This is a genomic window from Candidatus Poriferisocius sp. (assembly GCF_965219775.1).
Taxonomy (GTDB): Bacteria; Actinomycetota; Acidimicrobiia; order Acidimicrobiales; family Bin134; genus Poriferisocius.
This window is the reverse complement of the sequence record NZ_OZ244793.1, coordinates 723086-735283: the sequence shown is the minus strand read 5'-3', so window position 1 is coordinate 735283 and position 12198 is coordinate 723086. Positions and strand designations below refer to the sequence as shown.

Genomic DNA, 12198 nt, shown 5'->3' with positions numbered 1-12198 from the left:
AGAGACATACGAGAATCAACGAAAGGCAGACTTCCATGAGGAGAAGCAGTCTGCTCGCTTTGCTGGCGATGCTGTTGTCGCTGGCTCTGGTGGCCGCCGCGTGCGGCGACGACGATGACGGCCCCGTGGGGGACGCAGGAGCCCCCGCCACCGGGGAACCGGATGCCGCCGCGGATGCCGGCGGTTCCGGCGACGGGGATACCTCCGGCGATGGTGATGCCGCGGCCGACGGGGACGGTGCCGAGAGCGTCGAGGTCGTGGTGACCTCCGGCGATCAGCGGCTGCGCCCCGAGGAGGAAGCGGGCTCTGTCGGGGTGGTCGGGGCCCAGATGAGCCAATCCGGTTGGGAGGTGGACTTCGGGGCGTTCGACGGCACCAGCATCGGCATCGTGGGCGTGCTGGCCGTTCCGGAGGTGACCATCCAGACCGACCCCTGCATTGCCACCATTGAGGCCAACGGAGGCTCGGCCGAGTTCGTGAACGCCAACTTCGACGCCAACGCCGCCGTCCAGGCGGTGGAGACGTTCCTTGGTCGGGGAGACGACGCCATCTGGAATGTCTCCAACGCGGGAGAGGCCCTGCGCCCCGCCATCGACGCGGCCAACGCCGACGGCACCCCGTTCATCGGCACATACGCCGGCAATGAGGTTGGCTCGGCCGACATCCGCGAGGACGAATGGGCCGCCAGCCCGCTCATCGCCCAGTTCATCGGCAACCAGCTCAACGGTGAGGGCAAGGTGGCCGTGCTCGGGATTCCCGGCATCTACACCCTCGACCAGCGCACCCACATCCTCAAGTCGGTGCTGGCTTTCGAGTTCCCCAACATCGAGGTGGTGGATTGGCCGCCCGGTGACGGCACCCCTGAGGGCTTCCGGTCGATCACCGAAGCCAACCTTCAGGCCGATCCCGACATCGGAGCGATCTTCGCCCACTGGGACGTACCCGCCCTCGGTGCGCTGCAGGCCTTGGATGATCTGGGGCGCGACGACATCGTCATCACCAGCTACACCGGCGACAACGTGACCGGATTCGACCTCTTGCGGTCCGGTGACATTCACGCCACCGTGGGCCAGTCCAACGCCCAGATCGGGATGCTCGCTTGTGAGTACCTGGCCTTGGCCCTTTCCGGGGTGGACCTGCCTGAGGACACGCTCGTTCCCACCGGCTTCTTGACCGCCAACGACGAGATTCCCGGACCCGAGGGCGTGTTCAATGCCCCGCCCTACGTGCTGAATCCCAACATGGTCAGCAACTGAGGACACCTGCTCGGGGGGTGCCCGTGGTGCCTCCCGAGCAATTCCTCCCCGGAGTTCTGCCATGACCGACACCCCATCCGCCGCTGCCCCCTCGGACTCAGTGCTGAGCCGTCTCGACCCCCGTGCCATTGCCCGAATGGCCCCGGTGGCCATCCTGCTGGCGGAGATCGCGTTCTTCGGGATTCTGCGATTCGACACCTTCTTCACGGCCAACAACTGGCACGTGATCGTTAACAACACCGCCTTGTTGGGCATCGTGGCCGGCGGTTTGACCATCGCGTTGATCGTGGGCGACTTCGACCTGTCGATCGCCGGGGCCATCGGATTGGGCGGCATCATCGCCGCCGAGGTCATCGATCCGGGATCGATCGCCGACCCCCTCACCCAGCCGGGCAACATGACCATCCTTCTCGCCATGTTGGCCGCTGTGGGTGTGGGGATTCTGATCGGGCTGTTCAACGGGGCGATCGTGACCGGGTTCGGCATTCACGCGTTCGTGGCCACCCTGGGTTCCGGGGCGGTGTTGGCCGGCTTGGCGCTGTGGCGGACCGACCGCAATATCTCGTTGCGCAACCGCTTCCAGGAGTTGGCCAACAGCGAGTGGCCGGGCTTCCACTTCCTGCACCCGAGAATGATGGTCTGGATCATGGTAGGGGTGCTGGTGGTGCTGGCCCTGATGATGGCCCGCACCGTGGCCGGTCGGCGTCTCGATGCCATCGGGGGCAACATGACCGCCGCTCGGCTGTCGGGCATCCGTGTTTCGCGTTACCGGATCCTGGCCTTCGTGATCAGCGGGGGGTGTGCAGCCGGGGCCGGCGCCCTTTTGGCCGCCCGAACCGGCGTGGCGGCCACCAACGCCGGCAACCCCTTCCTCCTAGAGGCCTACACCGCCGCCTTCTTGGGGGCGGTCACCCTGCGCAACGGTGAGTTCCACATCCTCGGAACCTTCATCGGCGTGCTCTTCCTGAAGGTCACCTTCAGCGGAATCGCCCTCATGGGCTGGCCCAGTTTCTGGCCCGACATCGTGACCGGGGGCATCCTCATCCTGGCCGTTTCTGCGTCAGGCCTGGTCACCAAACTCCTGCGCCGCTGACCCGCCCACCCAGCTTCAGCCCCCTCTCCCAAGCACACATGTGCTGGCATCACTCTCGTTGGGAGATGGCTTCTTCGAGGTCGGCCAACGCAGCCTCAATGGACACTCTCAGTCCTTCGTAATCGCTGTCGTCCAACCTGAACACTCTCGGTGGCAACTCGAAAAACCGCGCAAGCCTCTCGGCAAGCCGGGCCCGGTCGAACCCCACGTCCTTTCCTCCCGCGAGTTCACACATCTCGGCCACGCCGAAACGGTCGCAGAGAGCTGCAAAGTCGATGTAGTCGCGGGGCGCGCCCCTGGCCTCCAGCGCAAGCACCTTGTCAGCCGCCAATTCGTCGACCACGAGCACGAACCCTTCCTCCGTGATCCTCGCTTCCATCATCCGATAGTCGGTCGCAAGGTCGATGTTGGTTGTCTCGTCGCCAGTGGAGACCTGCAACTGGACATAGGATTCGCTACTCCTGATCACCGTTACGGTCAGGCCGGCGTCACTTAGTGCGGCCTGAACCGCGTCGGAGAGGTCCCCGACCGTTTGAGGGTGGGGCGTGAAGTAGTCGAGGTCATTCGTCAATCGATCGACAACACCCGTGACGATGAGTGCGGCACCACCCGCAAGAGCGAAGGTCTCAGCTTCCGGCAGTCCCGCCAGGATCTCGCGTACCCTTCGTTGCAGATCGCTGAGCACTCGGGAATTACTCGATCAAGCCTCGTGAACAGAGCCACTCGGCCCACGCCTCCCGAACATAGGGAGACAGGCAGAGCTCATCCCACACTGCCAGCAGCACATCGAGGTCGATGTAGCGCAAGACGTCCTCCTCCATACCCTCGGTCATCACCTGGGCATAGGCGAGGAGCAGTTCGCACCGGTCGCCGAGGTCGTACTCGAATGGTTCACTCCATGCGATATGGCCCGGCAAGCGGACCACTCCGCAGGCCTTGGGGATCGAGCGATCCGCGATGTTTCGGGGAATCGCCACCGGGGGACGCCCCAACGGTCGCACTCGAGCGCTCATACCCGAACAATACCGTCCCAGGCGCCGACCCGGACTTCAGGGGTGGTGGATGATGTCGCCTGGGGAGATGGCGGTGTCGGGGCCGACGTCGTCGAGTTGGAGGGCCATGAGCATGTGGAACTCGCCCTCGTCCTGCACGGTGTGGTCGATGGACGCCACCCGGGTGGCGATCATACTGTCGCCCGTCTGCACCACCACGGGGTCTCCGGGCTGGACCCGGCCCGAGACGCTGCGACCGATCACGAAGAAGGCCTCGGCCGACATGGCCTCGGTGCGGACGACCTCGAATCGGAAGGGCTCCTTGCCGCGCCGCCACCGCCTGAAGAACGTGCGCCAGTTGTGGGGTTGGTCGTCCCACTCCCCCTTGACAACTCCCGGCGTGGAACCCATGGGGAGCAACCTAGCGCACGCCGAACTGCACTCGGGCATCACCGGCGTGGCATCCTGAGGGTTGCGTTCTCGTCAAGACGTGCGTTCCGTCAGTTCCCGAGCCACCAGGAGCAAACATGAGCGATCGCTACACCATCATCTCGGCCGACTGCCACGCCGGGGCCAACCACGAGACCTACCGGGGCTTCCTGGAGTCGAAATACCACGACGACTTCGACGCGTGGCGGGAGAAGTACCGGAACCCGTTCCGCGACCTCCAGGACGGCGGCCGGGTGCGCAACTGGGACAACGAGCGGCGCCTGGGCGACCTGTACGCCGACGGCCAGGTGGGCGAGGTGGTGTTCCCTAACACCGTGCCCCCGTTCTTTCCCAGCTTCATCCTTTTCGCCCGCCCGCCCCGAGACGACCAGCTCGAGCACCGACTGGCCGGTATCCGGGCCCACAACCGCTGGCTGGCCGACTGGTGCGCCCAGTACCCCGACCAGCGGGCCGGTATCGGGCAGACCTTCCTCAACGACGTGGACGAAGCCATCGCCGACGTGGAGTTCATCGCCGCCAACAACCTGCGCGGCGGCGTGCTCATCTCGGCCATCCCGCCCGATTGCAAGGACCTCGCCCCGCTCTACGACCCGGTGTACGACCCGTTCTGGGCCGCCTGTGAGGATCTCGGGGTGATCGTCAACAGCCACGGCGGCACTGGGGCGCCCAACTACGGGCGCTACTCGGTGGCCGACCTGCTGTTCATCCACGAGGTGAGCTTCTACTCCCACCGGCCCTTCTACCAGCTCCTGCTGTCGGGGGTGTTCGAGCGGTTCCCCAAGCTCAAGTTCGTGATGACCGAACAGGGCTGCGCCTGGTTGGTGGGGGCGTTGGCCCACATGGATGAGACCTTGGCCACCATCCGCGACACCGGCCGCATGGGCGAGATGCGCTACGACGAGAGCCACATCCTGCCCCGCTCGGCCACCGAGTACTTCCAGCGGAACTGCTGGGTGGGCATCAGCCAGCCCGGTCACGCCGACGCTGCTGCCCGCGAAGTGCTCGGGGTCGACAAGGTGATGTGGGGCTCCGACTATCCCCACAACGAGGGCACCGGCCCCTACACCCGCGAGCACCTGCGCCAGGTGTTCTGCGACACCGATCCGGTGGAGCTGCAGCAGATTCTGGCCGGCAACGCCGCCGACCTCTACGGCTTCGACCTCGACGCCCTGGCGCCGCTGGCCGCCCAGCACGGCCCCACCCATGCCGAGATCGCCGAGCCCCTCACCGATCTTCCCGCTGAGCCCAACGAGGCCTTGCTGAAGAACGCCATCGCCGCCTGAGCCCTGGGCTGCTCGCGGCCCTCAGTGGCGGCGCGGCGAGAACAGTCGTGGGCCGTCGGCGCCTATGGCTGGCCTGTCCTCTTGATGCGTCAGCGACCGGCGGGGGCCATGTAGAAGACGATGCCGTCGGGGGCGCCCTGTTCGGTGAGCGCGGCCCGGGCGGCGCTCAGGGTGGCCCCCGCTTCGGTCTGGTCGAAGAACCAAGTCTCCATCTGGCGGGCGCCGAGAGCAGGCCGGTCGGCCAACTCCAGCGCCGCCTCCTGGTAGTAGGCCCGGATGTCGTGGGACAAGGCAATGGTATCGAGCCGGGGCCCGTACACCTTTTTCCAGTGTTCCCCGCCGGCCACCCGTTCCAGGTCGGCCAGCGCGGCGGGCACTCCGTCGGCGTCCACCGCCCGGCCCACCTCGGTTACCCCTCGACGGGCCACCGCCCGGTCGTAGGCGGCCCGCAGTCCTCGGGCCTCGTCCACCGACGCCGGCAGATCGGGGTCGAACCGGGAAGGGAGCGCACAGGCCATGGGCGTCTCCTCGGCCTCCACCACTTCGGGGAAATCGGCCAACACCGGTCCCGCCGGGGCGTCCAGCAGATCGAAAGCAGCCCGCAGCACCCGGTGCTGCAAGGCGGCGTCGTTGGGCGCCCCCAGAGGACGCCCGAGGGGGAACTTGCAGTACAGGGCCCGGGGCACCCGCATCTTCTCGGCCACCGGGCGCATGGCGGCCAGCACCACGGTGGCGATCCCGGCTGCTTCCAACACGTGGGCCAGCACACACACGGTGCGCGTGCACAGGGGTCAAACCGGGGTCAGGATGGCCACGTCCACCCCGTCGGCCCGCAGATCGGCGGCGGCCGCCGGTCCGGTGTCCATGCGGACCTCCGACACCGTGTCGGGCTGGTTGCCGGCGAAGGCCACATGACGAGGGGCCACCTCGCCGATCACCCCGTCGGCCGCCAACTCCTCCAGACGGTCCACCGGGTACACCACGTTGAGATCCAACAGGAACGCCGACCGGTCGAAGTTGGAACTCCAGTGCCCCAGTACCAGGTTGCGATCCTCCCGGTCGAGCAACCGGTAGCCGGCGTCGCCCCGAGCGGAGAAAGGCTCGTCGTCGGGGCGGTGCAGGGCCGCACTGGTCACGACGGCCACGGTGGCCCGGGACAACTCCGGGGCCGGGGCCCAAGCCGTGGTCTCGAATTCGGGCACCGGCAGGGCCGCCGCGAACTCCCGCATCATCTGATCGGTCATGCCGGTCCCTCCCTTGTGTGTTGAGCCAACACCGGCCTCCGCCGAGGCCGCTGGCGGCGAGAGTACACGGTGTCGCCGACACAACGGCGACCGACATCACTACGCTGAGGAGATGATCGTCGACGTCGACACCCACTGGGAGATCACCGGGCACAACGCCAGCGACGACCCGATGCTGGCGTGGGCCGATCAGATTCCCGACAATCGCACCCACTTGGCCAACGCCATCGCCGGGGATTTGCTGCAGGTGCTGCCCGCGGAACGGCTCCCCTCCCCCGCCGAGCTGCTGCCCAAGCTGTTCGACCGGGCCGAACGCAGCGGGGGTCCGGTGGTCCTCCATCCCCGCCACGACTCCACCGCCGCCGAACGGGTGGCGTGGATGGACGGGGTGGGCATCGACCACTGCCTGGTGAACCCCGGCGGCTATTGGCAGAAGCTCGACTACCTGCGGGCCGAGGACCGTCCCGTGGCCGCCCGGCGGTGCAACGACTTCCTCACCGAACAGCTTGCCGACCAATCGGGGCGACTTCATGCGGTGGCCACCATCGACTTCTCCGATCTCGACGCCGCCGTCGAGGACCTGCAGCGATGCCGCAGCCGTGGGGCCCGGGCCTTCTTCCTTTACACCCGCCGGGGTGTTCCGGCCGGCGGACCGCCCGGCCATCCCCGCTGGGATCGGATCTGGGCGGCGGCCATCGACCTCGGCATGGTGGTGGTCATCCACGTGGGCAACACCGAGGCCGACTTCACCGAGTGGGCCGACATCGGTTGGGACCAACCCGACGGTGCCGGCGTCGGGGGCCTCATCCGTCTGGCCAACACCCAGCGGTTGCACGCCGCCCAGAATCTCATCGCCAGCATGCTCTTCGGCGGGGTGTTCCACCGCTTTCCCGATCTCACCGTGCTCGTCGAGGAGATGCGGGCCGGATGGCTGCCCTGGTACGTGACGACTCTGTCGCGCCAGAGCCAGTCGTCGGCGTCGCTGGGCGACTGGCCGTGGCCGACCAGCGGGGCCGACATGTTGCACCGCAACCTGCGCCTCACTCCCCTGCCCGGCTTCGGCGACGCCGACGCCCTCGACGTGCTGGCCGAGTTGCCCGACATGGTGGTGTTCTCGTCGGACTACCCCCACCAGGAGGGCAATGCCGACCCCATCGAGCTGTACCGCCCGGGGCTCGACCGCCTCGACGACGACCTCCGGGCTGCCTTCCTGGGCAACACGGCGGCCGACGCTTTCGCCCGCATGGGTGACCCGTTGCCCGCTCCCCGGTCCGCGGACGCCCCGGCATGAGCCGATGAGGCACCTCGTCGCCGCCTTCCTGGTTGTTGCCGCCGTGTTCGCCGCGGCGTGTGGGTCCGGCGAGCCGGGGCCCACCGTCGACCCCGGTGGTGGTACTCCAAGCCCGTCGTCGAACTCGTTGTCGGGGACGGTGGAACTCGGTGAACTCGACGGCACCATCATCCCCGCCGGAGCCCGGCTTCCTGACGGAGCGGTGGTGGTGGTCACCCTGGCCGACGTGAGCCGCACCGATGTCGCCTCCGAGCCCATCACCCGACAGACGGTGCCCACTACCGCCATCCCCTTCGACTACGAACTGACCTGGAGCGGCAACCTGGTAGCCGGACGGACGTACGCCGTGTCGGCCCGAATCGAAGACGCCGACGACAACCTGCTCTACATCAACGACACCGCGTTCGACATCACCCCCGGCCAAACCACCCAAGACTTCTGGGTCATCGCCGTCTCCTAACCATCAGAGCCCCACCTTGATCCCATCTGGCCTTTCTCCTGCCCCTCCGCCAGGAGGAATCAGACTGGACTAGTTGAGAGTATCTCGTTACGGTTATCTCTTATGAGTACGGCTGAGCGTGTCCGCGAACGGATCGAGAACGCACCGGTGCGCAGCTTCATCCAAATCGCCGACCTGGCGGGGCCGCGGCGCGCCGTGGAGTGCGAGTTGTCGCGACTCGTGGCCAAGGGGGACGTCGCCAGGGTCCGCCGGGGCCTGTACTGGAAGGGGCCACGCACTCCCGTCGGGGTGCCACTGCCCCGTGCCTTTGACGTCGGTATGGAAGTCGCCGGGCCCGGTGCAGGCCCTGCTGGCGCGACCGCGGCCGCCTACCTGGGCTTGACCACTCAGGTTCCTGCCATCGAGACGATTGCCGTTCCCGGCAGGGTTCCGTCACCTGTTGACAGTGTCCGGTTCGTGGGCCGGTCCATCGAACGACGCGTCCTGGGTCTGGAGGCCACCGAGATCGCCGTCCTGGAGCTTCTTCGGGAGGGACCCACCGCGATCGAGACTCCGTGGTCGGACTTCACAGAAGCCGTGGCTCGACTCATTCGAGATGCTCTCGTCCGCCCCAACCTCATCTCCCAGCAACTCACCCACGAGCGCCACATAGCAGCGCGACAGCGTTGGAGCGATCTCCATTGACCACCCCACCCCAGCGACAATTGCGTGACCGCCTCCCATGGAGGAGTGCTGCCGTCGAGTGCAGGAATTCGGCGACCTCCTGCAGGTCACTCCCCCGCCGGAAGTACCTCATGGCCTAAGCACGAAGGCACCAACATGCATCTGCCTTATGACCATCACTTCTGCACCGCCACCCGTATGCTTCAATGAAGGACTATGCATCTGAAGGTCAAATAGGCAGTGGCAGCTCCCCCATCCGCTCGGGAAGGCAAGCCGGGCTGGTCGAAGGGCAGACTTATCGTTGCCGGTGTAGCGCCACATGCCCGGTTGCTCTCGCACCGTGCCTCAAGCGCGGATCTCTGGTCCAGCCTTGACGCATTTGCTGTTGAGGGTGCTGGCATCCACCGGCTCCAGAGCAAGCACGGGACGAATCTTGATGCGGAGGCAGGTCGTAGGTTCATCTCCTACATCAAGCAGGCCAAGGAGTACTTCGAGGCAACAGCAAACGTGGGACCAGTCTCCAAGCCTCTTCTGGCGTACTACTTTGCCCTAAACTTAACTAAGGCCTTCCTTACCGCGATTGATCCAGCCACGACGAAACCAGATTTCATCCATCATGGAGCATCCGCCAAATTCGTACGAAAGAGGCGCTACCGAATTGAACAGGAGAGCTTTACGATTGGGAAGAAGGGTGTCTTTCATCTCTTGGCCTCCCGTACTGGTGCTAAGTTCTGTCATGAGGATAGCGCACGTGACGGAAAGACTATTGCGCTACTAAGGCTACTTCCCTACCTTCCTGAGGCTTGTGATCTCTACACAGACTCAACAGACCGACTCCCAAAGCTGTTACCAATCACTTCCTGCTACCCCCTATTCGCGAATAAGAAGGGCTGGCTTAGGGTCGAGATTGATAGAAATACTCTGAGGCGTCACAAACTAAAGCCCGAATCTGTACTTAAGAGTTGCCAGATCTTTGGAGGTTCATTCCGACTTGTTCAATCACCAGAGTCTACAGTATCTTACGAGTCTACTGCCGCATATACCTATGGGAGGTCTACGCAGGAAGCAGCTCCAAAACTGTGTTCTCTGTACGACAAGATGCTTATGGCTACTGACCGATCTTATCGAGGTCCCCGGCGATACCTAGTGATCTCCGACCGCACTGATCTTCATTCCCATGAAGCAGTAGCATTCTTGATTCTCCTTCACCTCTCCAACATGGTCAGATATCGACCGCAAGACGTTGAGCGACTCCGAGCCACCCGCTACTTCTGGCTATTCTCAAGCTGGGTTGACCGAGCGTGTGAAAGCTACCTCTTGAACCTCTCCAGCCGCATTACTGGTGAGGAGCACTTTGTAGATTAGGTCACGAGATCTCTCGGCTGCCGACGCCATCCAGGATGGAGTCGGCCCGGGCCAACTCCTCCGCTGTCAGCTCTCCGTGCTCCGCCTCCCAGGCTCGCACCGCCGCCTTGCCTGCCCTCAGAATGTGGGCACGCGCCGCGACCTCGTCCTTCCATGCTGAAGATCTCCGCTCGCGGTGCTCAACGGGCTGAGGATCGTCTTTGGCCTCGGACTCGTCCATGGAGACAGCTTCCTTTCCCATCGTCACCTATCAAGGCTGGGAGTGTGGTACCACCGACAGGCTAGAGATTCTGGAGGAACGAGACGTCCTGCATTGTCAGAGCATCCCGGTGACCACAGCTCTTCTCCCCACCAGCATTGGCGAAACCAACCCCGACGGGCCCCGCCCAGGCCCCACCTTCCACCCCTTGGAGCCGGCAGCAAGGACATATTGCTCAGAAATTTGTATTACCTCACTGCCATAGTGAGGTAATATTACTCGCTGAGGTAACACTACGATGCCATCGACAATGCCCGCCCTTCCTCGGATCAAGCAGCGAGCCAAGGAAGCCCTGATGAACGTCTTGCCGCGCTCGGTAGAGTTCGAGACCACCGCCGGGGGCGAGACGGCCGACGAGATCGTCGTTGCCGGCCAAGACTTCGAACTGCATTGGATCGGGGAAGGAACACTGGGAAGAGTGCAGGAACTGCTGGGCCGAAGGCCACCTCGCTCGACAATCGTGGTTGCTCGCCATCTCTCCCCCGGTGCCCGTGAGGCACTCTCGGAAGCTGGCATCGGGTGGGTAGACGAGACCGGTGCGGCTGAGATCGCTGCACCGGGGCTAATTGTTCTGTCCATAGAGGTTGTTAGCTCAGGCAGGTAGCTCCGCTATTGGGTGAGCCTCCGATGCCAGTGTGGTGTTTGCGAACTACCGCACTGAGCAAGGGAGGCTCGATGTCGCACGCTAATGCACGCCTGACCCCATTGGGGAGGTTGTTGATTGTCCAGCGGGTCGAGGCGGGGATGCCCCAGGCCCATGTGGCCGCCCAGATGGGTCTGTCGCGGGCCACGGTGGCCAAGTGGTGGCACCGTTTCCAGGCCCACGGCGAAGCCGGTTTGGAGGACCGGTCGTCAAGGCCGCGCCGGTCGCCTCGGCGTACCGACTCCAAGACCGAGGAGCGGGTGTGCCGGCTGCGCAAGACCACCCGGCTGGGACCGGCGCGGCTGGCGGCCCGCACTGGGGTGCCGGCGTCGACGGTGCACCGGATCCTGGTGCGCAACGGTCTGAACCGCCTCGACTGGATCGATCGGCCCACCGGGCGGGTGATACGCCGCTACGAGCGCCCCCATCCCGGCGACCTGGTGCATCTGGACGTCAAGAAGGTGGGCAAGATCCCGCCCGGGGGCGGGTGGAGAGCCCACGGAAGAGCCAACACCTCGGCCCGCGGGACAAAGCGGCGCCCACGGGTGGGCTACAGCTACCTGCACGTCGCCGTCGACGACCACAGCCGCCTGGCCTACGTCGAGGCCCTCGACAACGAGACCGCCGACACGCTCTGCGGGTTCTTCGAGCGGGCCCGCATCTGGTTCCGCTCCATCGGCGTCGCCGTCGACGAGGTCATCTCCGACAACGGGGCCAACTTCAGGTCCAAGAAGTTCGCCGCCCAGCTCGCCTCCCGCGCCATCGCGCACACCTTCTGCCGCCCCTACCGGCCCCAGACCAACGGCAAGGCCGAGCGCTTCAACCGAACCCTCGCCGACGAATTCCTCTACAACTGCAAATTCCGATCAGAGCCCGACCGCCGACGCCGACTCCAAACCTGGGTCCACCACTACAATCTCCACCGCCACCACACCGCCATCAACGGCACACCCGCCTCACGCGTACACAACCTCTATGGGCTCTACAGCTAATCGTCTCGCGAAGCGGATTCCCGCCGGCGGCCAACGAAAGACCAAAGCGGTGGACCCCATCCGTGCTTTCTGTGGCCGAGGCCCTCCTCTGTGGCACCGCACCCACAGTTTCGACTGTGTCCTCGACCACAGGGCTCTCTACTGGAGGCTGTACGGCAGCCCTTCGCTTCCTTACCGATGAGAGTCTCCTCGAAGCCACAGCGCAGA

The 12198-nt window shown here is 65.2% G+C and carries 15 protein-coding genes; 9 read left to right on the top strand and 6 right to left on the bottom strand.

Annotated elements, in window-relative coordinates:
• The first annotated feature begins 35 nt into the window (after positions 1-35).
• Together ACOQPQ_RS03320 and ACOQPQ_RS03315 are read left to right on the top strand one after the other, a co-directional pair.
• Entirely contained in the window at positions 36-1256 is a 1221-nt protein-coding gene (locus ACOQPQ_RS03320) for a sugar ABC transporter substrate-binding protein (RefSeq protein WP_420638025.1), read from the top strand.
• 61 nt (positions 1257-1317) lie between these two features.
• Positions 1318-2349, top strand: coding sequence for an ABC transporter permease (locus tag ACOQPQ_RS03315; RefSeq protein WP_420638024.1), 1032 nt, complete (start codon positions 1318-1320; stop codon positions 2347-2349).
• 49 nt (positions 2350-2398) lie between these two features.
• On the opposite strand, the gene ACOQPQ_RS03310 is transcribed toward ACOQPQ_RS03315, so the two are convergent.
• Genes ACOQPQ_RS03310 through ACOQPQ_RS03300 form a run of 3 tightly spaced genes read right to left on the bottom strand, consistent with a single transcriptional unit; the run spans position 2399 to position 3752 of the window.
• On the bottom strand, positions 2399-3034 hold the full coding sequence (locus tag ACOQPQ_RS03310) for a nucleotidyl transferase AbiEii/AbiGii toxin family protein (RefSeq protein WP_420638023.1): 636 nt from the start codon (positions 3032-3034) through the stop codon (positions 2399-2401).
• A gap of 7 nt (positions 3035-3041) precedes the next feature.
• A complete protein-coding gene (locus ACOQPQ_RS03305) occupies positions 3042-3362 on the bottom strand; it encodes a hypothetical protein (RefSeq protein ID WP_420638022.1) in 321 nt (106 codons plus the stop codon).
• A 36-nt stretch (positions 3363-3398) separates the two neighbouring features.
• Complete coding sequence (locus ACOQPQ_RS03300) at positions 3399-3752, bottom strand: hypothetical protein (protein ID WP_420638021.1); 354 nt, start codon at positions 3750-3752, stop codon at positions 3399-3401.
• A gap of 116 nt (positions 3753-3868) precedes the next feature.
• Here ACOQPQ_RS03300 and ACOQPQ_RS03295 point away from each other — a divergent pair, with 116 nt between their 5' ends.
• Complete coding sequence (locus tag ACOQPQ_RS03295) at positions 3869-5074, top strand: amidohydrolase family protein (RefSeq protein WP_420638020.1); 1206 nt, start codon at positions 3869-3871, stop codon at positions 5072-5074.
• Positions 5075-5163: 89 nt separating this feature from the next.
• On the opposite strand, the gene ACOQPQ_RS03290 is transcribed toward ACOQPQ_RS03295, so the two are convergent.
• Both ACOQPQ_RS03290 and ACOQPQ_RS03285 read right to left on the bottom strand, forming a co-directional pair.
• The gene (locus ACOQPQ_RS03290) at positions 5164-5829 is read right to left on the bottom strand and encodes a hypothetical protein (RefSeq protein WP_420638019.1); all 666 of its coding nucleotides are present in this window, start codon (positions 5827-5829) and stop codon (positions 5164-5166) included.
• A 36-nt stretch (positions 5830-5865) separates the two neighbouring features.
• Positions 5866-6318 carry a glycine/sarcosine/betaine reductase selenoprotein B family protein gene (locus tag ACOQPQ_RS03285; RefSeq protein ID WP_420638018.1) on the bottom strand — a complete coding sequence of 151 codons (453 nt, stop codon included), beginning with the start codon at positions 6316-6318 and terminating at the stop codon, positions 5866-5868.
• Positions 6319-6430: 112 nt separating this feature from the next.
• Here ACOQPQ_RS03285 and ACOQPQ_RS03280 point away from each other — a divergent pair, with 112 nt between their 5' ends.
• From ACOQPQ_RS03280 to ACOQPQ_RS03265, 4 genes are all read left to right on the top strand, one after another.
• The gene (locus tag ACOQPQ_RS03280; RefSeq protein ID WP_420638017.1) at positions 6431-7609 is read left to right on the top strand and encodes an amidohydrolase family protein; all 1179 of its coding nucleotides are present in this window, start codon (positions 6431-6433) and stop codon (positions 7607-7609) included.
• Positions 7610-7613: 4 nt separating this feature from the next.
• Entirely contained in the window at positions 7614-8069 is a 456-nt protein-coding gene (locus ACOQPQ_RS03275; RefSeq protein WP_420638016.1) for a YbaY family lipoprotein, read from the top strand.
• A 102-nt stretch (positions 8070-8171) separates the two neighbouring features.
• The gene (locus ACOQPQ_RS03270; RefSeq protein ID WP_420638015.1) at positions 8172-8753 is read left to right on the top strand and encodes a hypothetical protein; all 582 of its coding nucleotides are present in this window, start codon (positions 8172-8174) and stop codon (positions 8751-8753) included.
• Between the two features lie 219 nt (positions 8754-8972).
• Complete coding sequence (locus tag ACOQPQ_RS03265) at positions 8973-10097, top strand: YaaC family protein (RefSeq protein WP_420638014.1); 1125 nt, start codon at positions 8973-8975, stop codon at positions 10095-10097.
• A 1-nt stretch (position 10098) separates the two neighbouring features.
• Here ACOQPQ_RS03265 and ACOQPQ_RS03260 read toward each other — a convergent pair whose 3' ends face one another.
• Positions 10099-10344, bottom strand: a complete 246-nt coding sequence (locus ACOQPQ_RS03260) for a hypothetical protein (RefSeq protein WP_420638013.1) — start codon at positions 10342-10344, stop codon at positions 10099-10101.
• A gap of 307 nt (positions 10345-10651) precedes the next feature.
• On the opposite strand from ACOQPQ_RS03260, the gene ACOQPQ_RS03255 reads away from it, so the two are divergent.
• Both ACOQPQ_RS03255 and ACOQPQ_RS03250 read left to right on the top strand, forming a co-directional pair.
• A complete protein-coding gene (locus tag ACOQPQ_RS03255; protein ID WP_420638012.1) occupies positions 10652-10960 on the top strand; it encodes a hypothetical protein in 309 nt (102 codons plus the stop codon).
• A gap of 71 nt (positions 10961-11031) precedes the next feature.
• The gene (locus tag ACOQPQ_RS03250; protein ID WP_420638011.1) at positions 11032-11991 is read left to right on the top strand and encodes an IS481 family transposase; all 960 of its coding nucleotides are present in this window, start codon (positions 11032-11034) and stop codon (positions 11989-11991) included.
• Positions 11992-12198 lie beyond the last annotated feature (207 nt).

What these genes read in the sequence shown, in the direction of transcription:
- ACOQPQ_RS03250 (WP_420638011.1), top strand. Translation starts at nt 11,032, where the DNA reads ATGTCGCACGCTAATGCACGCCTGACCCCATTGGGGAGGTTGTTGATT.
- ACOQPQ_RS03305 (WP_420638022.1), bottom strand. Translation starts at nt 3,362, where the DNA reads ATGAGCGCTCGAGTGCGACCGTTGGGGCGTCCCCCGGTGGCGATTCCC.
- ACOQPQ_RS03270 (WP_420638015.1), top strand. Translation starts at nt 8,172, where the DNA reads ATGAGTACGGCTGAGCGTGTCCGCGAACGGATCGAGAACGCACCGGTG.
- ACOQPQ_RS03280 (WP_420638017.1), top strand. Translation starts at nt 6,431, where the DNA reads ATGATCGTCGACGTCGACACCCACTGGGAGATCACCGGGCACAACGCC.
- ACOQPQ_RS03275 (WP_420638016.1), top strand. Translation starts at nt 7,614, where the DNA reads ATGAGGCACCTCGTCGCCGCCTTCCTGGTTGTTGCCGCCGTGTTCGCC.
- ACOQPQ_RS03300 (WP_420638021.1), bottom strand. Translation starts at nt 3,752, where the DNA reads ATGGGTTCCACGCCGGGAGTTGTCAAGGGGGAGTGGGACGACCAACCC.
- ACOQPQ_RS03315 (WP_420638024.1), top strand. Translation starts at nt 1,318, where the DNA reads ATGACCGACACCCCATCCGCCGCTGCCCCCTCGGACTCAGTGCTGAGC.
- ACOQPQ_RS03295 (WP_420638020.1), top strand. Translation starts at nt 3,869, where the DNA reads ATGAGCGATCGCTACACCATCATCTCGGCCGACTGCCACGCCGGGGCC.
- ACOQPQ_RS03285 (WP_420638018.1), bottom strand. Translation starts at nt 6,318, where the DNA reads ATGACCGATCAGATGATGCGGGAGTTCGCGGCGGCCCTGCCGGTGCCC.
- ACOQPQ_RS03320 (WP_420638025.1), top strand. Translation starts at nt 36, where the DNA reads ATGAGGAGAAGCAGTCTGCTCGCTTTGCTGGCGATGCTGTTGTCGCTG.
- ACOQPQ_RS03255 (WP_420638012.1), top strand. Translation starts at nt 10,652, where the DNA reads ATGAACGTCTTGCCGCGCTCGGTAGAGTTCGAGACCACCGCCGGGGGC.